Source organism: Rossellomorea sp. LJF3 (genome assembly GCF_037046045.1).
In the GTDB taxonomy this organism is placed as follows: domain Bacteria; phylum Bacillota; class Bacilli; order Bacillales; family Bacillaceae_B; genus Rossellomorea.
In genome coordinates, this window is record NZ_JBANLY010000001.1 from 218,449 (window position 1) to 240,189 (window position 21,741).

24 protein-coding genes and 2 pseudogenes are annotated in these 21,741 nt (G+C 42.2%); 18 read left to right on the top strand and 8 right to left on the bottom strand.

What is annotated here, in order from left to right:
• The first annotated feature begins 276 nt into the window (after positions 1-276).
• Positions 277-1,563: a globin-coupled sensor protein gene (locus tag V8G47_RS01125; RefSeq protein WP_336198474.1), complete on the top strand. Its 1,287-nt coding sequence runs from the start codon at positions 277-279 to the stop codon at positions 1,561-1,563.
• On the opposite strand, the gene V8G47_RS01130 is transcribed toward V8G47_RS01125, so the two are convergent.
• Complete coding sequence (locus tag V8G47_RS01130) at positions 1,553-1,771, bottom strand: hypothetical protein (RefSeq protein WP_336198475.1); 219 nt, start codon at positions 1,769-1,771, stop codon at positions 1,553-1,555. The two genes, V8G47_RS01125 and V8G47_RS01130, sit on opposite strands and share 11 nt — an antisense overlap.
• A 399-nt stretch (positions 1,772-2,170) precedes the next feature.
• Between V8G47_RS01130 and V8G47_RS01135 the strand changes: the two genes are divergently transcribed.
• Together V8G47_RS01135 and V8G47_RS01140 are read left to right on the top strand one after the other, a co-directional pair.
• Complete coding sequence (locus V8G47_RS01135; RefSeq protein ID WP_336198476.1) at positions 2,171-2,983, top strand: LysM peptidoglycan-binding and 3D domain-containing protein; 813 nt, start codon at positions 2,171-2,173, stop codon at positions 2,981-2,983.
• Between the two features lie 306 nt (positions 2,984-3,289).
• The gene (locus tag V8G47_RS01140; protein ID WP_336198477.1) at positions 3,290-3,862 is read left to right on the top strand and encodes a 3D domain-containing protein; all 573 of its coding nucleotides are present in this window, start codon (positions 3,290-3,292) and stop codon (positions 3,860-3,862) included.
• 68 nt (positions 3,863-3,930) lie between these two features.
• On the opposite strand, the gene V8G47_RS01145 is transcribed toward V8G47_RS01140, so the two are convergent.
• Positions 3,931-4,056, bottom strand: coding sequence for a hypothetical protein (locus tag V8G47_RS01145; protein WP_336198478.1), 126 nt, complete (start codon positions 4,054-4,056; stop codon positions 3,931-3,933).
• A 576-nt stretch (positions 4,057-4,632) separates the two neighbouring features.
• Here V8G47_RS01145 and V8G47_RS01150 point away from each other — a divergent pair.
• The 4 genes and pseudogenes from V8G47_RS01150 (at position 4,633) to V8G47_RS01165 (ending at position 9,639) form a co-directional block, all read left to right on the top strand.
• The gene (locus tag V8G47_RS01150) at positions 4,633-6,162 is read left to right on the top strand and encodes a glycine betaine uptake BCCT transporter (RefSeq protein ID WP_336198479.1); all 1,530 of its coding nucleotides are present in this window, start codon (positions 4,633-4,635) and stop codon (positions 6,160-6,162) included.
• A gap of 270 nt (positions 6,163-6,432) precedes the next feature.
• Positions 6,433-6,513: pseudogene (locus tag V8G47_RS01155) on the top strand (YjcZ family sporulation protein); the annotation flags it as partial.
• A gap of 146 nt (positions 6,514-6,659) precedes the next feature.
• Positions 6,660-7,292, top strand: coding sequence for a lytic transglycosylase domain-containing protein (locus tag V8G47_RS01160; RefSeq protein WP_336198480.1), 633 nt, complete (start codon positions 6,660-6,662; stop codon positions 7,290-7,292).
• A 124-nt stretch (positions 7,293-7,416) separates the two neighbouring features.
• Entirely contained in the window at positions 7,417-9,639 is a 2,223-nt protein-coding gene (locus V8G47_RS01165) for a DEAD/DEAH box helicase (protein ID WP_336198481.1), read from the top strand.
• A gap of 53 nt (positions 9,640-9,692) precedes the next feature.
• Here V8G47_RS01165 and selD read toward each other — a convergent pair whose 3' ends face one another.
• Positions 9,693-10,745 (bottom strand): selenide, water dikinase SelD, encoded by a 1,053-nt coding sequence (gene selD / locus V8G47_RS01170; RefSeq protein ID WP_336198482.1) that lies wholly within the window; start codon positions 10,743-10,745, stop codon positions 9,693-9,695.
• A gap of 231 nt (positions 10,746-10,976) precedes the next feature.
• Here selD and V8G47_RS20815 point away from each other — a divergent pair.
• Positions 10,977-11,162: pseudogene (locus V8G47_RS20815) on the top strand (Rdx family protein); the annotation flags it as partial.
• Positions 11,163-11,224: 62 nt separating this feature from the next.
• Here the strand turns inward: V8G47_RS20815 and V8G47_RS01175 are convergent.
• Complete coding sequence (locus V8G47_RS01175; RefSeq protein WP_336198483.1) at positions 11,225-11,617, bottom strand: Hsp20/alpha crystallin family protein; 393 nt, start codon at positions 11,615-11,617, stop codon at positions 11,225-11,227.
• A 69-nt stretch (positions 11,618-11,686) separates the two neighbouring features.
• Here V8G47_RS01175 and selA point away from each other — a divergent pair, with 69 nt between their 5' ends.
• Complete coding sequence (gene selA / locus V8G47_RS01180) at positions 11,687-13,129, top strand: L-seryl-tRNA(Sec) selenium transferase (RefSeq protein WP_336198484.1); 1,443 nt, start codon at positions 11,687-11,689, stop codon at positions 13,127-13,129.
• A 43-nt stretch (positions 13,130-13,172) separates the two neighbouring features.
• Here the strand turns inward: selA and V8G47_RS01185 are convergent, their stop codons facing one another.
• The gene (locus V8G47_RS01185; RefSeq protein ID WP_336198485.1) at positions 13,173-13,310 is read right to left on the bottom strand and encodes a small acid-soluble spore protein P; all 138 of its coding nucleotides are present in this window, start codon (positions 13,308-13,310) and stop codon (positions 13,173-13,175) included.
• 118 nt (positions 13,311-13,428) lie between these two features.
• On the opposite strand from V8G47_RS01185, the gene V8G47_RS01190 reads away from it, so the two are divergent.
• A complete protein-coding gene (locus tag V8G47_RS01190; RefSeq protein WP_034759302.1) occupies positions 13,429-13,686 on the top strand; it encodes a hypothetical protein in 258 nt (85 codons plus the stop codon).
• 174 nt (positions 13,687-13,860) lie between these two features.
• On the opposite strand, the gene sspO is transcribed toward V8G47_RS01190, so the two are convergent.
• Positions 13,861-14,010: a small acid-soluble spore protein O gene (gene sspO, locus V8G47_RS01195; protein ID WP_034759300.1), complete on the bottom strand. Its 150-nt coding sequence runs from the start codon at positions 14,008-14,010 to the stop codon at positions 13,861-13,863.
• 320 nt (positions 14,011-14,330) lie between these two features.
• Here sspO and acnA point away from each other — a divergent pair, with 320 nt between their 5' ends.
• From acnA to V8G47_RS01230, 7 genes are all read left to right on the top strand, one after another.
• Positions 14,331-17,042: an aconitate hydratase AcnA gene (acnA, locus tag V8G47_RS01200; RefSeq protein WP_336198486.1), complete on the top strand. Its 2,712-nt coding sequence runs from the start codon at positions 14,331-14,333 to the stop codon at positions 17,040-17,042.
• Positions 17,043-17,180: 138 nt separating this feature from the next.
• Positions 17,181-17,768, top strand: a complete 588-nt coding sequence (locus tag V8G47_RS01205; RefSeq protein WP_336198487.1) for a peroxiredoxin family protein — start codon at positions 17,181-17,183, stop codon at positions 17,766-17,768.
• Between the two features lie 144 nt (positions 17,769-17,912).
• Complete coding sequence (locus V8G47_RS01210) at positions 17,913-18,059, top strand: FbpB family small basic protein (protein WP_079532604.1); 147 nt, start codon at positions 17,913-17,915, stop codon at positions 18,057-18,059.
• 110 nt (positions 18,060-18,169) lie between these two features.
• Positions 18,170-18,313, top strand: a complete 144-nt coding sequence (locus V8G47_RS01215) for an acid-soluble spore protein N (protein ID WP_034759295.1) — start codon at positions 18,170-18,172, stop codon at positions 18,311-18,313.
• Between the two features lie 70 nt (positions 18,314-18,383).
• Positions 18,384-18,611, top strand: a complete 228-nt coding sequence (gene tlp / locus V8G47_RS01220; RefSeq protein WP_034759293.1) for a small acid-soluble spore protein Tlp — start codon at positions 18,384-18,386, stop codon at positions 18,609-18,611.
• A gap of 198 nt (positions 18,612-18,809) precedes the next feature.
• The gene (locus V8G47_RS01225; protein ID WP_254651552.1) at positions 18,810-19,226 is read left to right on the top strand and encodes an acyl-CoA thioesterase; all 417 of its coding nucleotides are present in this window, start codon (positions 18,810-18,812) and stop codon (positions 19,224-19,226) included.
• Between the two features lie 55 nt (positions 19,227-19,281).
• Positions 19,282-19,587: a hypothetical protein gene (locus V8G47_RS01230; RefSeq protein ID WP_336198488.1), complete on the top strand. Its 306-nt coding sequence runs from the start codon at positions 19,282-19,284 to the stop codon at positions 19,585-19,587.
• Positions 19,588-19,641: 54 nt separating this feature from the next.
• Here the strand turns inward: V8G47_RS01230 and V8G47_RS01235 are convergent, their stop codons facing one another.
• Positions 19,642-19,932, bottom strand: coding sequence for a HesB/YadR/YfhF family protein (locus V8G47_RS01235; protein WP_224519957.1), 291 nt, complete (start codon positions 19,930-19,932; stop codon positions 19,642-19,644).
• Between the two features lie 123 nt (positions 19,933-20,055).
• On the opposite strand from V8G47_RS01235, the gene V8G47_RS01240 reads away from it, so the two are divergent.
• Positions 20,056-20,316 (top strand): hypothetical protein, encoded by a 261-nt coding sequence (locus V8G47_RS01240; RefSeq protein WP_336198489.1) that lies wholly within the window; start codon positions 20,056-20,058, stop codon positions 20,314-20,316.
• Positions 20,317-20,382: 66 nt separating this feature from the next.
• On the opposite strand, the gene V8G47_RS01245 is transcribed toward V8G47_RS01240, so the two are convergent.
• Positions 20,383-21,540 (bottom strand): CapA family protein, encoded by a 1,158-nt coding sequence (locus V8G47_RS01245; RefSeq protein ID WP_336198490.1) that lies wholly within the window; start codon positions 21,538-21,540, stop codon positions 20,383-20,385.
• Between the last annotated feature and the right edge of the window lie 201 nt (positions 21,541-21,741).

Here is a 21,741-nt window from a genome sequence, read left to right on the forward strand (position 1 = left end):
AGTCAAGGTCCGTCCCTCTTATTGTATATGTTTTGTACAACTATTCGTGCAATCGTGATGCAAGTAGGAGATCCCGCCCAGTAAATTCTCCTAGGATATTATATAGGGTGGAGGAGGCTATTATAGTCAATTGCATCAAGACATTGAATTTTTTGAAATTTTACAAACAAAATGATTGTCATAGGAAAAAAGTTGGGGTAAAGTAAAGATATAGATGTTGTACAAAATTTATACATAATAACCAAAAATAACAATATTATCGGAGGCACCCCCATAATGGCTGTATTATTTTCAAGAAAACCGAAGTCTGAACCTGTAATGGTACCCCAATCAAATGTCATTGTCCTAAGCGACCAGAAGCTGAATGAACGGCTCCATTACATGCAGTTTCAGGAGCATCATTTACAAGAATTAAAAGAAATCCTCCCCGTCTACGATCAAATTTCTGATATCCTGCTCGATACTGTACTCGATCACTTATACAAGCATCCAAGTCTAGTGGAGATTGTCCAGAACCATTCCAGCAGGGAACGATTAAAGTCCGTTTTCAACGATTATTTCCGTTCTTTATTTTCTGGGGAGTTGAATGATGATTATTTTTCAATGAGGGAACGAATGGGAAAAACCCATAATCGAAATGGGGTAACCATCGATTGGTTTATTTCGACTTATACCACCATTCAACATTTACTCATCCCAAAAATTGTAGAACTCTACCAAAACGAACCTTCTAAACTGGCATCTGTACTTATAGCGATCGATCATGGTATCCATTTGGATGCAAGCATCGTTTCAGAATACTATATTCAAAGCAGGATGGACGAGCTTGAAAAACTGCATCAGGAAAACCAGGCATTGCAACTGGAAATGCTCAATATGAATACAGAACTGGGTTCCTCGCTCAGTCAAACGGAACAAAGCCTGAATGAGACTGCCCAAAAAGCTGAAAGCATTCGGGCCGAATCGGAAAATACCGAGAAGAGCAGCAAAAATCTTCTTCAACTTTCAAAAATGAATAAAGATCAAACAGATCACATGATAGAAAGCTTTGGTGTCATCACAGAGCAAATCAACACGCTCCTCAAGGAAATTCAGGGCGTTAAGAACATTGCAGAACAAATCACGCCTCTCTCCAACTCAATCCAGCAAATCGCTGAGCAGACAAATCTTCTGGCACTGAATGCATCGATTGAAGCAGCACGGGCAGGTAACGAAGGAAGGGGATTTGCGGTCGTTGCATCGGAGGTAAGAAAGCTTGCCGAAGATTCCAAAGAACTCAGCACTTCCATTCATCAATTGGTGAATGAAAGCAATAAGCAAATCGGAGTTGTCTCAAATCGCGTTCGCAACATGACCGACCTGACTGAAAACTCACGCAAGGAAATCGGGAATGTTCAAAGCGGGATCATGACGGTCCAGATGGAAATGGAAAACTATATGGATATGTTTAAACGAAACCAATCAGAATTAAATCATATTGTAGAGGCAATCAAGAAGATCAATCATACAACAGACGAGTTGGTTCAATTTGCTTCCACCATCATTCAGAAAATTAACAAATAGAAAGAAAAGGGAAACCGGCTTCAACCGGTTTCCCTTTTCCATCCCCTCTATACGATTTTGGTTTTCCCGCATTCCTGGCACTTACGATAAAACTTCCCATCCAGTACCCTTGATTTAAAAATATTATTTCCACACTCGCAACGACCGCTATGCTCGTCGGGGTCATCTTTATATAGAACCACAATCTCTTCTTGGTTTTCCATTCCACTATTCCTCCAGTACAAACCATTCTTCTTTCTATAGTATAGAGGGAACAGACAAGCTTGTTAAGGAAAAATCGTCATGATCCGCTAATAAATGCGTTTCTTTCAATCATTTTCTGACGCTAAGAGCCCTTTTCTGTCCAAAATGCGATTCAACCAAGTGCGAATATTCCACTACCATTAAATCCATAAATATCCTTTATACCTAAATTATTCTAACCTTTTTTCCATAGTATTCCTCTACATGATAGTTTATACAGGAAATCGCTTTCTATTACAGTAGTGAAATATTCTTGACGCACGATGTTAAAGTTCCTGTTATTGAATTGAGATTTTACTATGTTAGTATTTTCCCTGTTAGCAAAAATAAATAAACCGCTAGCTACATAAGGAGGAATTTTTCTATGAAACTAAAAAAATCGATTATTTCTGTGGCTGCATTTACAACACTTGCAGTGTCTGGTGGAGCTAGCGCTTCAGCACAAGACATAGAAGTAAAAAAAGGCGACACTTTATGGGGACTTGCAAAAGAATACGGAACAACTGTTGATCAACTTATGACATGGAACAACCTGGGTTCATCCATCATTTATCCTGATCAGGAATTACAGGTTTCTTCAAAGGAATACTATACAGTCAAAAAGGGTGACACTCTTTGGGGAATTTCATCCCTATATGGCATTTCATTAGAGAGCTTAAAAGGGTGGAACGCACTTGAAAGTGACCTGATCGTCCCTGGACAAGAATTAGTCATCAACTTAGAAGATAAAGCACCTTCAGCTACTGCAAATACTTCTGAGAAGGCAGCAGCTCCTGCTCCGGAACAAAAAGCAGAAGTAGCTCCAGAAGCTGAAGCACCTGCAGCGGAAACAGCGGAAGCAAAACCTGCACAAGCTGAACCTGCTACAGAAGAAAAAGCAGTAAAAGAACTAACAGTAGAAGCAACTGCCTATACGGCCGATTGTGAAGGTTGTTCAGGTACAACAGCAACCGGTGTGAATCTTAAAGAAAATCCGGATGCTAAAGTAATTGCAGTAGATCCTAATGTCATCCCGCTTGGATCAAAAGTATATGTTGAAGGCTACGGATATGCTACTGCAGAAGACACTGGCGGAGCAATCAAAGGAAACCGAATCGATGTATTCATTCCATCAAAGGATCAAGCCGTTGATTTTGGCAGAAAGACAGTAAACGTAAAAATTCTTGAAACAAAATAATAGATGACAAACCACTGGGGCATGTCCCAGTGGTTTTTTTATCCTTTATTCCCAGATGGCCCCTCACTAACATTCCCTCCATTTTATTACTTCTCAAAGAAACACCTTTGATTCCAACATTTATTCCCTTTACATGAAATTAGTAGGAAAATGGAAGCCGTTCTCTTCGGAATAGTAGAAATATTACACGCTTGTCATCCAATTGTTATTGGTTTATAAACAGTTTGTTATGTTTCTGAGGTAAGTCTATGTTACCATTTCAACTGTTGGTCTAAGGACCAAACACAAAAGGAGGAATATGACAAGATGAAAAAAGGTTTATTTTCCATTTTTTCCTTCGCAGTTTTTCTTTCAATCGGACTTGCCTCTGCTTCTGCAGAGAGTAATGATACTGCTATCAATGATTATCATAATATAGAAGAAGGCGATATCCTCTGGGAAATCGCAAACCGATATCATGTTTCCGTCGACGAGGTCGGCACACGCAAGCAATTGTTAGAAGAGGGGTATTCTGTGAATGCTGATTCAGGAGAGAAGCAAGCAGTGAAAGCAGCAAAGACCACTGATCAAGATGCTGATAACGTTGTGAAAGAATTAGATATTACAGCAACCGCTTATACCGCTCATTGTGAAGGGTGTATCGGTATTACGAAGACAGGGGTAGATTTGATTGAGAACCCTGATGCGAGAGTCATCGCTGTGGACCCGAGCGTCATTCCACTGGGTTCCAAAGTATATATTGAAGGTTACGGGTATGCCCGTGCAGAAGATACCGGTGGAGCAATCAAAGGTAACCGCATCGATATCTATATGGAAAAAGAAAAAGATGCCCTTCAATATGGCGTAAGAGATGTAAAAGTCAAAATCATCAAAGAATAGTCTAACGAAAAGGACGCTCATCAGCGTCCTTTTTTTATTGATTCCTTTTTCCTTAATGTCTTCTATTCTTAAATCCCCTTAAGTCCTTTTTTGGCGGATGGAGCAACGGATTTCAATTCGTTTTCCTCTCCCATCTGCTGTTGTGCCAATTTTTTTGCTGCTTCATTCTGTGTTCGCTTGTTATTATTTTTCATCGGATTTCCTCCCTACATAGCTTTTCTTATATGTTCCACTAATAAAGGCATTTCATCATAGCAAATTCATGTCAAAATTACCAATTCTTTGTGTTCAATTTCCCTTCCTAATTGTGTTCTATTTCGCATCCATACCTTTCTTATAGGGCAGTAACTCTATAGATCTGAACAATGACCTATCTATCCCAACCTGTTTATAAAGCGGTATCATTTCCAATCATGCCTCGTTAAAAAACCTTGGTAATAAGGGGAAATCTATCTAAAAGAAAAGGAATGAAAACGAAAAAATGACAAAGACTAATAAAAATAATGATGGTTTTCACTTGCAAAGGTAAACTTCTTTCTGATAGGGTAACAAATGTTGGTTTTATAAGAGAGTGACAAGGGAATAGGTAATAAGTAATCATTCCCTCATCCTCAGAATGCACATTTTCCCATTTGCATTAACCGGGACTCTTCGATGAGGGGTCTAGTACAGTAGGTGTACATACAATTTCAAACACCTAGAATCCCACTGTAGTTCCCTTCATTAAGAAAGAGCCAAAACAAAAACCTTAATAAGGAAAGGAGAATTTTATGAAGAGAATATCAAATGTTTTCTGGATTACAGTCATTTTGGTTGTTGCTTCCGTTGCATATGGAGCAATCGCACCAAAATCATTTGAAGACGTAACAGCAAAAATGCAAGCATTTATCACTTCAACGTTTGGTTGGTATTATCTTATTTTAGTTACAGTGATTGTCATCTTCTGTGTGTTCTTAATCTTTAGTCCCATGGGAACGATACGATTAGGAAAACCGGATGAAAAACCTGAGTATACAAGAGGTACATGGTTCGCCATGTTGTTTAGTGCAGGAATGGGAATTGGTTTAGTATTCTGGGGGGCAGCCGAACCGCTGTCTCACTATATGACTCCTCCGACGGCAGAAGGGGGAACCGACCAGGCGATTAAAGAAGCAATGCGTTATACATTCTTTCACTGGGGGATTCACGCATGGGGGATTTATGCAATCGTCGCTCTAGCACTTGCTTACTCTAAATTCCGTAAAGATGAGCCTGGGTTAATTTCAGCGACATTGAAACCAATCTTTGGTGATAAGATGAATGGACCTCTCGGAACGATCATCGATGTCCTGGCTGTATTCGCTACGGTTGTAGGGGTAGCTACAACCCTTGGATTCGGGGCAGCACAGATTAACGGTGGACTATCCTACCTGCTCGATATTCCAAATAACTTCACGGTCCAGGCGATCATTATCGGGATCGTAACCGTTCTGTTCATGATGTCTGCATGGTCCGGATTAAGTAAAGGAATCAAGTACTTATCAAATACAAATATGGTTCTTGCGGTCTTACTCCTCGTATTGGTATTCTTTATAGGACCTACTTTATTAATTCTCAATATGTTTACTGATACGATTGGGGCTTATATTCAAAATATCGCCTCAATGAGCTTCAGGATCGCTCCATTAAATGAAGAACACCGTACATGGATCAATGGATGGACCATCTTCTACTGGGCATGGTGGATTTCTTGGTCACCGTTTGTGGGTATCTTCATCGCACGTGTCTCAAGAGGTCGAACGATCCGTGAATTCTTGATCGGGGTATTGTTGTTACCTGCACTTGTCAGCTTCTTTTGGTTCGCTGTCTTCGGTACTTCCGCGATTGAAGTGCAACAGGCAGGAGCAGCGCTATCGGACCTGAAAACAGAAGAAGTACTGTTTGCTGTCTTTAACGGATTTGAATGGTCAACCATCCTTTCAGTCATTGCCATCACACTGATCGGAACTTTCTTTATCACATCTGCAGACTCGGCTACATTCGTGTTGGGGATGCAAACGACTTATGGTTCACTAACCCCACCAAACTATGTGAAATTGACCTGGGGACTTGCACAGTCTACCGTGGCATTAATTTTATTATACAGCGGAGGGTTACAGGCTTTACAGAATGCATTGATCGTCGCAGCGCTGCCATTCTCCGTAATCATGGCACTCATGATGGTTTCTCTGTATAAGTCATTGAACCAGGAGAAGAAGGAACTTGGTTTATACATTAAACCGAAGCCAAGAAAAACAAAAGAACCTAAAGAACATATGTAAACGTCTTAAAAAGCGCCTGGAAACTTTCAGGCGCTTTATTTATGACCTCACAACTAGACATTTTACTCATTTTTTCTTTCATTTACACCTTGTAAAGCCTTTATTTATGCGTAATTCAGGCCGTTTACAGAACCATGATAGAAAGTGGTTGATGATTTTAATTAACCTACATTTTGTCCACTACATACATTAATATCGTAGTAAGATAACTGGAGGTGACTGATGATGTATGGATATGGATACCCTGGATATGGATATGGCTGCGGTGGTGGTGGCTACGCTGGTGGTTTCGCGTTAATCGTAGTTTTATTCATCCTTTTAATTATCGTTGGAGCAGCGTTTGTTTGTTAACAATAAATAGATAATGGATAGATGCCCCTTAGAAGCAGAGAGCCTTCTGCTAAAGGGGCATCTTTTTTTACATAATGGATTGTCATTAATGTATTCTCATATTAGAATACAAGGAGCAGCCATAACATTGTAAAGGATCGACTTCAATGACAAAAAAACAGACCAGAAAAAAGCAGTCCAGTAAGAAAAAGCAATCATCACCCTTTAAAATGCTTCTCATCCCCATCATCATTCTAGCTATTTATTATGCCCTCAATTATGATGACTCATCATTTAACCTCTCATCCATTGGAAAAGATGAGATACCTTCTGAGTATATCCCCATCTATAAGGCAGCTGAAGAGGAATACGGAGTACCCTGGTATCTTCTAGCTGCCCATCACAGGGTTGAAACGAAATTCTCGACCATGAAGTCACTCGTCTCTCCAGCGGGGGCAGAGGGGCACATGCAGTTTATGCCCTGCACCTTTGTAGGCTGGTCCCATCCAAGTTGTTCGGGACTCGGAAAAGGGGATATTCCTACAGATCAAAAAACGGACCCTGCCGTCATTGAAAAATATGGAGGATATGGTGTGGATGCAAACGGGGATGGAAAAGCAGATCCTTTTCAGATGGAGGATGCCATATTCAGTGCCGCCAATTATCTCGCTCATAACGGAGCTGCTGAAGGAAAGCTCGAACAAGCTGTCTTTGCATACAACCATAGCGAACAATATGTGGAGGATGTCCTGTATTATGCGGACCGGTTCGACGAGGAAAATACAGGGCATCCCATGTAATGGGTCACTCATCAGAAAGAATCGTTTCTTTGAAATGGTTCTTTTTTTGATTTCCTATACACTCACTCAATAAATTGTTATGATAAAGGTCTTGAATTTTTATCGGATGACAAAGGTGATTTAAATGAAGATAACAGACATGATAGAAGAGTGGAAATCTGCTTTGGATATGGAGATCCTGCAATTAAAAAAACGGGAAACGAATGGGATTCTCATCGAAGAGGGAAGATGCATCCGTAAAGAAGAAGGCGCCTATATTTATTGGTTCACCCTTCACTACCCCGCTTCGCTCCCTGAGGGGGGTAGCGTCATGTATAAACGGAAGCATTCTTCAACCCAAGGGATCGTGATTAATTCAGAAGAAAGAGAATGCATCATAGAGCTCGATCGGTTCCTCGGGGATACAGTATCATACGGACAGATCCTTCACCAACCATGGGATATCCTTGAGAAGCTGATCGAACGGTTGGATGAAGCAAGGGAACGACACGGGAAAACCCAGCGCATCCAGAAGGTGATGTTTCCCGAAATGGCTCAAAGACATCCTGGATACGAATACAAGACCCCATTGCATGAAGCTTATGTCAGAAGTAAATATAATCCCGTTACGTATCTGTGGGGACCACCTGGGACAGGCAAGACTTATACCCTGGCAAGAGTGGCCGCTTATCATTATTCAGATGGGAAGAGAGTGCTGCTTCTTTCCCATAGTAATGCAGCTGTGGATGTATTAATAGAAGAAATGCATCATTTTCTAAGCAGCCATGACCGTTGGACCCCTGGAGAGGTGATCCGGTACGGTACAAGCAGGAAAACCTATAGTTCCGATGTGACGGATTTAAGCGCCCTTCAATTACTGGAACAACAGGATCCGACTCTTTCCAAGGAAAAAGGGAAGGTAGAAAAGTACAGGAGAAGGTTAAAAAACAAACTGTCAAAAACCTATTCTTCCTATGATTCAGAGAGATTGTCCCATCTCGAAGTTCACTATCAAAAAATCAAGGAAACGTTCAAGAGAAGGGAAGGTGAGTTGGTCTCCGAGGCCAGGGTGATCGGAACCACCCTCTCAAAGGCGGCCATTGACCGCCTTCTGTATGAAGATGAATTCGACTTAGTGATGGTGGATGAGGCAAGCATGGCCTATATACCTCAAGTGGCATTCGCTGCGTCACTGGGGAAGAAAATCATCATATGTGGCGATTTCAAACAACTTCCACCCATCTCATCTTCCTTTCATCCCCTGGCAGCCAAGTGGCTGAAGGAAGACATCTTTCATGAAGCCGGAGTGGCAGGCGCAGTCGGGAATGGGCTGGATCACCCCCAACTCTTATTACTCCCGGAACAAAGGAGGATGCATCCCAGCATTTCGGCATTCACCAATCGATATATTTATCATTCAAGGGTTGGGGATCATCATTCGGTCAAATCGATTCGGGAGAACATCACAAATAAGAAACCTTACCCGTCACATGGAACGGTACTATTTTCTCTGAAAGAAGGGACGGAGTGGGCAGAAACCCAAAAAGGGTCAAGATGGAATCTGTTGTCCAGCTTAGTCACGATCCAGCTGACGCTTCAGTCCATACGTGATGGGTTACTTTCTGTTGGGATCGTGACCCCGTATCGGGCTCAAGCCAAATGGTATAACCTTTTACTCGATGAACTGGTAAAGAGTATGGCCCCTTCATCCGAACTATACGCCGCCACGGTTCATGGATTTCAAGGGTCGGAAAATGATATGATTCTATTCGATTTAGTCGACGGGGAATCCCATGGCAATCCGGGTACGTTGATTACCCGTAAAGGCAGCGAGAGGCTGATCAACGTAGCCGTCACCCGAGCCAAGGGGAAGTTTATTTTAGTGGGGAATGATCAATTCATTCGGGAAAAGACTCATCCTTCTAAACCTGTGCATCAATTCATTTCTCACCTTAAGCAGGAAGTCCATAACGAAACGAGCGCCTCACTGGTGCCAACTTCCACAAAGAAAATGAAATGGTTCAAAATCGAAGACCATCATAAGCTTGGTAAAGATATGGAAGCTGCAAAAGCTGAAATCATAGTGAATGTCAGGGATATAAAAGAGATCCCAAACGATATGATGCGTGCCTTACAAAGGGCAGCAAAGGATAAACAGGTAACGATCTTCAGTCAAACAGGCAGTGGTTCACATTTGTCTTCGAGCGTCAAAATGCAAAAATCCACCACCCAGATACCATTCATCGCATTCGATGAAAAAGTAATCTGGTTCAATTCTTTTACAAAAGAATTGAACCGATTCCCTTTCCAGGTGAGAATCTTATCCAAAAAAATAACCCGTCAATTCTTCAAAATGATTGAAGAATAAAAAACGGTGATCCCTCCTGAGCTGCTTTCTTCCTCAAAGGGATCACCGTTTTCTTATTTTTCTACCGTTATACTCCATGGTTGCTTTGGTCGGACATGACCAATGATCCCGGCGGAGATGGAGTGGCGCTGAAGTTCTTCTACATATTTTTGCCCTTCGGAATGAGGCAGGCTGACAAGTAAACCTCCGGAAGTGATGGCATCAGAGAGGATCCATCGTTCTTCCTGGGTAAGACCCGCTTCATACTGCACCATGTCTTGAAGCCAAGTGGCATTCGCTTTCGTCCCCCCTGGAATGACTCCCAGATCTGCTAACTCTTTCGTCCCTTCCAATAGCGGGATCGAGGAATAAGAGAATTCAATTGATACGTTACTGCCCTTCGCCATTTCAAATGCATGTCCCATCAATCCAAATCCTGTAACATCGGTCACGGCATTCGGATGAAATTTTTGCAGCAATTCTGCAGCCGTTTTATTCAGCATGCTCATAACCTCTATGACAGCCTCTTCCTGAGCGGGAGTCACAGCCCGTCGCTTGATTCCGGTTGTCAGGATCCCCACACCCAATGGTTTTGTCAGTACAATGACGTCCCCTTCTTGTGCACCGGTATTGGTCCAATACTTTTCCGGATGAACGATTCCTGTCACGCTCAGGCCGAATTTAGGTTCTTGATCGTCAATGGAATGTCCTCCTACGGTCACGGCACCGGCTTCGATCACTTTGCTTTGTGCCCCTTTAAGGATAGCCGCAAGCATCTCGCTTCCCAGTTTTTTAATGGGGAAGCCTACAATGTTTAATACGGTTTTCGTTGTTCCACCCATCGCATACACATCACTTAGAGCATTTGCCGCAGCAATTTGACCGAATTGGTAAGGGTCGTCCACAATCGGCGTGAAATAATCAACCGTTTGAACCATGGCGAGGTCATCTGTCAGCTGAAAGATGCCTCCGTCATCGGATGATTCATTCCCTACTAATAATTCTTTCGTAAATGGTTGAGGAGGTAGTTGACGCAAAACTTGCGTCAAGTCACTAGGACTAAGTTTACAGCCTCAGCCGGCTTTTGAGGAAAGCTCTGTTAAGCGGATTATCTCTTCCTTGCTCATTCTATTCACCTCTTTATGTATGAATAAATTCATTGTACAGGATAAAAATACAATTGAGCAAAGGTGAAGTAAGGAGAAGTGGAAATGATGGAGAGAACTGAATATTTGCACAAGTATTTCCTCTATAATAAAATGAACATACACGTTGAAAGTGATCTTAGAAGGAGGCTGATTTTGATGAAAGCTGTGAACATGAAGATTGAATTCTGTATGATGTGAAACTATGCACCTAAAGCCGCGAGTTTCGCGGAACAGTTATTCAACCATTTCAGATCCGATATCAAGGAACTGACGTTAGTACCGTCTTCTGGAGGGGCATTCGAAATTACAGTAGACGGGAAAAAAATTTACTCCAAACTTGATACAGGCGTTTTTCCTGATATCAACGAGACCATTTCAATCATTGAATCTCAATAAAACACACAGAAAAGGTCATCAGCCCATGCTGATGACCTTTTCTTCTATTTAAAGAATGACGGTTATTCATTCGACAATCCCTGAACACGAATCACGATGGAAGAGGGGGTGGAACATGCCTTTTTAGGCACATTGATTTCGATTGTATGATGCTCAATGGAATAGGTAATGGCCCGCTGCTTTAAGCAGAAAGGAAAACGAATGGAGCGTTTTCTGACTTTACTTTCGTTTTTCAGCATGATCAATACCAACAAGTGAGTATCCTTCTTCTTAATAATCAATTCTTCGGGACAAATATTTTCTGTCTCGATCTCCACTATGAACGAGTCCGTCGTATCAAGAAAATCCACACGGAATTCTTGTTCATCCAACTGAACCGTAGCAGGATCCAATAACCAATCCTTCATACTCTCCTCCCAATTCTCTAAATAGAAATCCTCCTTATCCTTACTCATTTACACCTGACCCCCAACAACTCTTTTACATATTGTATTCTTTCTACTATAAATGGTGAGGGTGTTATAATGAGGGAAAAGAAAGAAGGGGCAAAAGTCATGAACCATCTTGTCAGACACATTCCATCCATACACGAACTGCAGCAGACCAAACAATTCCATACTTTCCTGCATCATCACAACCTTTCGACGGAAAGAGGGACGGACCTCTTTAAACAGGTGATCTCGATTTTTAGGGCGTCCATCCTGAATGAAGAGTGGGACGGACCTCATCCATCGTCACCAGATTTCATTGATGAGGTATTTGGCCAAACGGAAGCTTTGGCTCGCAAATCCCATTCCCTGTCTCTCAGGAGGATCATAAATGCTACGGGAACCATCTTACATACGAACCTGGGGAGGGCACGGCTGGGTCAGGAAACGATGAACCACGTCATGGATGCATCTTGTCATTACAGCAATCTGGAATATGACATCAATGAGGGTGTGAGAGGTTCGAGACACAGCCATGCAGAACGGCTCATATGTGAATTGACCGGGGCGGAAGCAGCCATGGTCGTCAATAATAATGCAGCAGCCGTTTTTCTTATTCTTACTGCTCTTGCCAAGAAAAAAGAAGTGATCGTTTCACGGGGGGAACTGGTGGAGATCGGCGGATCATTTCGGATTTCTTCTATCATGGAAGAAAGCGGAGCTCTCCTTCGCGAGGTGGGGACAACGAACAAGACCCATTTAAGAGATTATGAAGAAGCGGTGAGCGATGAAACAAAAATGATCATGAAGGTTCATCAAAGTAATTTTGTCATAAAAGGATTTACTGCTTCAGTACCGACGGAAGAACTGGCTGAATTATCCCACCTTCATTCCACTGTCCATTATTATGAAGATTTAGGAAGCGGTGCTCTTTATGATTTCGCCCGATTGGAAATCGGAAATGAACCTCTGGTTAAATCAGTGCTGGATAAAGGGGCAGACATCGTCTCATTCAGTGGTGACAAATTATTGGGGGGACCTCAGGCTGGTATCATAGCGGGACACAAGGGTTTGATTGATCAATTAAAGAGACATCAGCTTGCCCGCGTCCTCCGGGTGGATAAAATGACATTGGCAGCCCTGGAAATGACCCTCTTACACTATATAAAGGGGGAGGAACAGGAGAAAAATCCAACCATTGCAGCCATCACCCGGCCCAAAGAAGAAATCCTGCATCAGTCCCGGAAGTTCGTTGAGGGTGTAGAGGGACTCGGGAACGGTTACACATCCACCATCGTTGAAGGGCAAAGCCAGATCGGGGGAGGGACGATGCCGGATGTTGAATTAGACACGTACATTGTCGCAGTATCCCACGCTCTTGATTCAGCACAGGACATTCATGAAAAGCTCAGAAAGGGGAGCCCTTCCGTTCTTACAAGGATTCAGGACGGCGTCGCCCTCTTTGATCTACGGACCGTTTCCATGGACGAGCAGAAGGAAATCCTCCACGTTTTAAAGACCATACCAGGAACAGACTGAAAGGGGAGTGCAGGCATTAAGCGCCGGCACTCCCTAAAATCTCTTACATATCGTGGTGACTATTATTTTTTTGACGGGTATGATTTTGGTTCTTCACCTTATGTGAACCACTTAAAGGCTCCGGCTGTCCTGATTGTTTCGGAGCACTTTTACGCATATCTTTGCCATCATTTTTGTTCATGTATCATCCCTCCTGATCTTTAGGATGCTAAGTTGATTATCTGTTTATTCACACGTATAGGTTCCTGAAGTTTTGGTTAAACTAAAGAAGCTAATTTCTGAATAAGGAGAGATCATCAATGCCTTACAATAAAAATAAACAACAAGCCTTCCAGGCGGCCGAGCAAAGCGTGACGGAAGTACAGCATACCATCAACGAACTGGTACTGGATGGAGCAAGCTACGGCTCTCAATTGGCCCATCTCAAAAATGAAGTGAATGAGGCTTATCAACAAATAGAAAATGCACTTGAAGTCGCATCGGATACTCAACGGGCACAACTTCAACAATTCAAATCCGACTTGTCATCCATTGTGAATGAAGTGAATGAACAATAACAGAATCAACCTTTTGGCCCCGCCCAAAATAAAACCCACCCTGCTGAATGGCAAGGGTGGGTTTTATAGTTGAACGAAGAGGGTAGGGGAAAATAGATGAAAATAGTTCCAAGGAGGGAGGGTGACCATATCTACAAATTTTTTGCAGAAGGCTGATAGCCACCCTTATATTTTTTACTGATTGGTTTTTCTTTTTTTATTAAACTGACGTTGTGCTGCAGTCAATGGTTCATTCGAATATTCTTCATTGTAACCGGCACCTTGGCCTTGTCCTTTTGCTGCATTCATTCCATTTATTACATGGTTCGCTTTACGTTTTGCCAATGTAGAACACCTCCATAAGGATAGAATGCCACCATCTTTGACCATCTATAATAGGGAATCGCTTACAAATTCATTTTTTCAAAATAATGTTTTAGACGAGCTGACACGATTTGACAAGGCCAGAAATGTTGTAATACCAATATTTTTATAGAAACCTTAAGGAGTTTAATCATTTAGATAAGTAAAACTTATCAAAAACAATAACTTTATTGTTATTTACTTATGTAATCGCTTGTATTAAGATGTAAATGTGAGAAAAGTTCGTTTAGAACGAAAACTTTTCGACTTATTGTTTGATGCAGTTTAGAGGGGGAATCGAAATGGCAAAGAACGATGTATTTAATGCACGATCTTCTTTCGAACTAGAAGGAAAACGTTATCATTATTATCGTTTAAAAGCGCTTGAAGAAGCAGGAGTAACAAAAATTAACCGCTTACCTTACAGTGTGAAGGTACTCTTGGAGTCTGTACTTCGTCAATTTGACGGACGTGTCATTAACAAAGACCATGTTGAAAATCTGGCAAACTGGGGATCAACTGAAGTAAAGGATGCAGAAGTTCCTTTCAAACCATCACGTGTTATCCTTCAGGATTTCACAGGTGTGCCGGCTGTAGTTGATTTAGCGTCTCTACGTAAAGCAATGGCAGATATCGGTGGAGATCCACAAAAGATCAATCCTGAAATCCCGGTTGACCTGGTAATCGACCACTCGGTACAGGTTGATAAATATGGTACGGCCAACGCACTTCAGGCCAATATGGACCTTGAATTTGAACGGAATGCCGAACGTTACCAGTTCCTTAGCTGGGCTCAAAAGGCATTTGAAAACTATCGTGCTGTCCCACCGGCAACAGGTATCGTTCACCAGGTAAACTTAGAATACTTAGCCAATGTCGTTCACGCTGTTGAAACAACAGAAGGCGATTTTGAAACATATCCTGATACATTGGTTGGTACTGACTCTCATACAACCATGATCAACGGTATCGGTGTACTTGGATGGGGTGTTGGCGGTATTGAAGCGGAAGCTGGAATGCTTGGTCAGCCTTCATACTTCCCGATCCCTGAAGTAATCGGGGTCAAAATGACTGGTGAGCTTCCTAATGGAGCGACCGCTACAGACTTAGCCCTTAAAGTGACACAAGTACTGCGTCAAAAAGGGGTAGTAGGTAAATTTGTCGAATACTTCGGTACAGGTGTAGCAACTCTTCCACTAGCCGACCGTGCAACGATTGCCAATATGGCTCCTGAATACGGTGCGACTTGCGGATTCTTCCCGGTGGATTCAGAATCACTGGATTATCTGCGTCTGACTGGCCGTGACGAAACACATATCAAAATGGTTGAAGAATACTTAAAGAAAAATGAGATGTTCTTCACTCCTGAAAAAGAAGAACCTACGTACACTGATGTAGTGGAAATCGATCTTTCAGCAGTGGAACCAAATCTTTCAGGACCAAAACGTCCACAGGATTTAATTCCTCTTTCTGATATGAAAGAAGCTTTCCATAAGTCCATCACGGCTAAAGAAGGCGTTCAAGGCTTTGGGCTGGACGCGTCTGAAATCAACAAAACAGCCAAATATACAACAGAAGATGGTAAAGATGTTGAGATGCCAACTGGTGCAATCGGAATCGCTGCCATCACTTCTTGCACAAATACATCGAATCCATATGTAATGTTGGGTGCCGGTTTAGTTGCGAAAAAAGCAGTGGAACTTGGTATGAATGTTCCTGATTATGTCAAGACATCTCTTGCACCAGGTTCTAAAGTTGTAACTGGTTACTTGAGAGATTCAGGTCTTTTATCTTATCTTGAAGATATCGGATTCAACCTTGTCGGATATGGTTGTACGACTTGTATCGGTAACTCCGGTCCACTTCGTCCTGAAATCGAAAAGGCTGTTTCAGATTCTGATCTATTGTTAACATCCGTCCTGTCAGGTAACCGTAACTTTGAAGGTCGTATCCATCCACTTGTGAAAGCAAACTATCTTGCTTCACCACCACTCGTTGTTGCATATGCACTGGCAGGTACTGTGGACATCGATCTTCAAAAAGATTCTCTGGGTAAGGACAAAGATGGAAATGACGTGTTCTTCAAAGATATCTGGCCTTCACAGGATGAAGTGAAAGATGCTGTGAAATCAACCGTTACACCTGAATTATTCCGTAGAGAATATGAGCACGTTTTCTCTGAAAACGAGCGTTGGAATGAAATCAAGACAAGTAACGAACCACTTTACAGCTTCGATGAAAATTCGACTTACATCCAGAATCCAACGTTCTTTACAGGACTTGCGACTACGCCTGAAGACATTCAAGGCTTGAACGGACTCCGCGTTGTCGGTAAATTTGGGGATTCTGTCACAACGGACCATATTTCTCCAGCAGGTGCAATCGGTAAAGATACACCGGCAGGCAAATATCTTCGTGCGAATAATGTAGAGCCACGTGACTTTAACTCTTATGGTTCCCGTCGCGGTAACCATGAAGTGATGATGCGCGGTACATTTGCAAATATCCGTATCCGTAACCAAATCGCTCCTGGTACTGAAGGTGGATTCACCACTTACTGGCCGGAAGATGAAGTGATGCCGATGTATGATGCATGCATGAAATATCAACAAGATGGAACTGGATTAGTTGTTCTTGCAGGGAAAGATTACGGTATGGGATCATCTCGTGACTGGGCAGCAAAAGGTACGAATCTACTTGGTATCAAGACTGTCATCGCTGAGAGCTATGAGCGTATTCACCGTTCAAACCTTGTGATGATGGGAGTTCTTCCACTTCAATTCAAGAAGGGTGACAGCGCTGAATCATTAGGATTGACGGGTAGAGAAACGATTTCCGTAAATGTAACAAACGATGTAAAACCTCGTGATATTCTAACGGTTACAGCTGTGGCTGAAGACGGTTCTAAGACTGAATTCGAAGTACTTGCCCGTTTTGATTCCGATGTAGAAGTAGACTATTACCGTCATGGCGGTATCCTACAAATGGTTCTTCGAAATAAATTACAAGCATAATACATGCTGAAAGCCCCGGGGAAATCCCCGGGGCTTTTTCTCATTTCCTCATCAACAAGTGCAAAAATATATGACTAAAGGGAGACAAGCCTACATATGATGATAGTAAAATCATTTACAGGAGAGGAGTGCACTCCTTTGAAATCCGTATTTGGCGTTTTACTTGTCACCTTATTAGTCTTCTCATTCTATATTGAGAATAAATCCGATCCCTCATCCTTTTCAAAAAGCACATTTCAACAAGCCGAGGCTTACGATCAATTAATCGATATTGAAGAAGGAGAGGTTTCTGAGACGACTCCAGTGAAAAATTTACCGGGTCCGAATGTCGGGGACCAGGCCATTGATTTCAAGCTGGATACCCTGGATGGCAAATCCATAACCCTATCTGAACTTAAGGGCAAGAAAGTGATTGTGAACTTCTGGGCTACGTGGTGCCCTCCCTGCAAAGAAGAAATGCCTGTCATGCAGGAGTTTTATACGAAATACGGGAAAGATGTTGAAATCCTTGCCATAAACATCGATCCACAATACAACGTCAAGGAATACCAGAAATCACTGGGACTCTCATTTCCGATCCTACTGGACACTGATGACAAAATCAATAATGCCTATGACATCCTGACCGTCCCCACCACATTCGTCATCAACGAACAAGGGATCATCACCCACAAACAAATCGGAGCGATCACCAATATGGATTCCCTCACAGCACTGGTTAAGTGAGGGACGGACCTCAAATAATTAGGTACCGCTTATTTCCCGTCAGTCCCAAATCAATCCCCACTCTCAATTGTGACCTTTGTTTAAAATATCTGACATTTGGATATACTATTTATACAAACCACATTAGAGAGCGAGGGGATTGTATTGCGCAGACCACGCAAAAAATCATTTGCAGACCTTGTAAAAGAAAACAAACAACAGCTTCTGTTGGATCAGGATGCCATTGATGCCATTGAAGAGCGCATTGATGCAAGGCTTGAAATAAAGCGTCCAGTAAGCAAAGCCGAGTAAGAAATTACGAGGCTTATTTTTTTTGCCCTGACTCTGATATTATTACTGCCAATTATTACGCCTATTCTTCCTTGTTATTTTGGTAATCATACTAGTAAGGGGGGATATACATGAGTAATTCAAAGGGAAGTCCGAATCACTTCGCACCTAATCATATCGGGACACAATCGAGGTCTGCAGGAGGCAACAAAGGGAAACAAATGCAGGATAAATCAGGTAAACATGCACAAGTGATCCAAACGAAGGGTGAATAATTCATTGGCTTGAAGAGGGAGCAGCCCTAGAGGTCCGTCCCTCATACTATTGATACAGGAGGAATGCAGGATGGCATGGGATAAACCGAATCCGGATGATCGCAGTGATAATGTAGAGAAGCTTCAGGGTATGGTTCAGCATACGATTGAGAATATGGACCGGGCCGAGGAGTCGATGGCCTGTACGGACAGCGAAGAGCAGCTTCAGTCCATTCAGGCAAAGAATGAACGCCGTCGCGAGAGTCTAGAGGCTTTCCGCAATGAAATAAAAGATGAAGCGAATCAAACAAAGCAATAAAGGATAAAGGTTTCAATGACCCGGACAGAAAGGTTCTTATTAATAAGACTTTCTGTCCGGGTCATAATGTTAATGGCACTTTTGTCATCACTAAGAAAGAAATCATATCTGACTTTCGTTCAAGCCGATTAATTCTATGCCTGTAGCTTGTATGATAAGATAGGATAGGATACTGATTAGATGAAGAGGGTGTAAAGGATGCAAATTGCAGAAAAAACCATTGAAGTGCGTTACGCAGAGACGGATCAAATGGGGGTTGTCTATCATGCGAACTACCTTGTTTGGATGGAGCTTGGTCGTACACAATTGATTGAAGATCTGGGCTTCAGATATGCAGATATCGAAAAAGAAGGAATTCTTTCCCCGGTCATTGACCTGAATGTAAGCTATAAGTCACCTGTCCGCTACGGCGAAAAAGCATTTATTAAAACTTGGATAGAAGAATATGATGGACTCCGGATTACATATGCTTACGAAATTTATAACGGACAGAATCAGCTGGCCATTACCGGGCAGTCGAAACATGTGTGCGTCAAGCAAGAGAACTTCCGTCCGATTTCAATTCGGAAGATGTTCCCCGATTGGCACGACGCCTATGAAAAGGCAAAGAAATAATCAATACATAGGGTTTTTACCGAGAACTTTTCTTAAAAGGGAAAGGAAGAGGGTCATGGCATTCGGATTAACCAAACAAGAGCTAAACCGATGGAAACACCAGGTGAGGAATGGGCAGATTGCCTTTCTTACCCACTACTGGCTGGATGAACGATTTCCCAATGTGCGCTCTGTAACGAAAGTGGGCTGCTGTAACATTGATGTATTATCCAGATGGGGACAGAAGTATGGCTTGAAAAAAGAATGGATTCATCAAAGGAAAGACGGCTTTCCACACTTTGATTTGTTAGGGGACATACAATATGAAATCCTGATGAAGGAAGGCCTTCAGGAGCATATTGCCCGATTTGTAAAAAAGTAAGGGGGCAGACTCTAAAGTAGAAAGGCTGGCATATGCCAGCCTTTGATCATTCCGTTATTTCTTATATTCATATGATGGTTCTTGAAGCTTTTCATCAAACTCAACATATAAATCATGACCATCAAAGAACCATAAATCTCTTTCCTCTATAAAAAATTCCCGTTTGTCGATTTCGATCCGTTCACCAGCATCCACTGGTTCGTCTTTGTTCACTCCTAATGAAAAACCATCGTGGAGAGGACTGGAACCTCCATATCGCACATAAAAACGGACTTGTTCGCCTTCCTCCACAAGCATCTCGTCTTTAAACCACGTAAGAGCTTCTTCTGAAATATGTATGTTCATTGGTGAGACTCCTTTCTCTACTTGGTATTTTTCCAGAGTGATCCTGGACAAAGAAAGTTTCATTTCCTATTATAAACATAATGAAGCCTGAACATCTACTAATACGTATAAAGGGTGAGAATGATGAAAACACAAGCATTATTATATTACATTGGTGCCTTTATCTTTGCCGGATTAAGTATATTAACCCTATTACAATTGCATGAAGCCAAATATCAGATCGAAGCAGGGACCTTCATTGTCATTGCAGCAGTCATTTATTATGGAATGGTGACTCTGTACTTTAAGGGTACCCGTAAAACTTTCTTGTTGGCTAATACCTTGTTGGCTATTATAGCTCTAGCTGGGATATTCTTCAATTCAATGATATTCGGGGGACATTAAAAGAACGAGCTTTCCTTATGGGCATAAGGAGGCTCGTTCTTTCCGTTCATACTATAAACCTGCCATCTATTCCGGCACCCCGTTCACCATATGGGAAACCATTTCTTCTTCCGTGTATGCAATCATGCCATTTTTTCTGGCAAAATCGAGAGGGTAGATGCGGTAGTTTTTGTAATGATTTTCTGAAACAAAGGTAGGCTGGAAACCAATGGACGGGAAGGTGATTTTGGAACCCGCCGGATTCATCGTTTTCTCAACCTGAACCGTCACCATGCCACCGATATCCTTGAAATCATCCTTCTGACCGGAAAGGAAATTTCCAAGAGAATAAATGACAACGGCTTCCCGTCCATCGCGCGTCTTATAGGTCTGAATCGGCTGCAGGACATGTGGATGGTGTCCGAAAATGATGTCGACCCCATTATTCGTCAGCAGCTTGGCAAGTCTCTGCTGTTCCTCCGTAGGGAACCGTTGATATTCATTTCCCCAGTGAAGGCTCATGACCACTAAATCAACGTCCAGATTTTTGGCTTTCTGGATTTCCTGGATCATTTTTTGTTCATCTATGACATTAACCAAATACTCTTTTCCTTCAGGGACAGGAATCCCATTTGTACCATAGGTATAAGAAAGAAGGGCAAATTTGATTCCATTCACATTAAATGTACGTATCCGGCTTTGGTCTTCCGGGCTTTTAAATGATCCGACATACGGCATCGATATCTCCCCATAATAATCAATCGCATTCAATAGACCTTCTTCACCCTGATCCAACGAATGATTATTGGCAGTGGTCACAGCATCCACTCCAACCTCCTGGAGTGTTTTAACCACTTCCTGCGGACTGTTGAACAGAGGGTAGCTTGAAACGCCAAGTTCCACACCACCAGGGGTTGATTCCTGATTGGCAATCAGAAAATCCGGTGCAGAAAGCATATCCTTAATGGGAGAGAACATCGGTGTAAAATCATACCCATTTTGTTTTTTTGCGTCATTATAGACGGTATCATGAATGAGGATATCTCCGATTGCAGCGATGGAAGCATTGGCTTTGATTGATTTACCGGACGCCTGCACCTCCCTGGTTGCATGGAGGAGGGAAGTTGCTTCAACTCCTTTTGTTGTGGAATTCCAGTCGGCATACTGCCTGTTTAGCAGGAAACCGATCATCAGCAGGAATGGAATACAGAGAATCATCCCTATTATCATTCGCTTTTTATTCATATTCATCATCCTTTATTATGCTCTACTTCCATTTTACAAAAAAAGAAGTAGAAATGGGGAGAAATTTAGAGAATTCTGAAGAATATTATCATTTTTTGGACACAGTTTTTATTCCTCATCTTTCTCAAATGAGAGAATGTGTATACCTGGTACGTCACACTAAAAAAAGCCACCATTGCGAGGGTATCCGAGAGTCCGGTA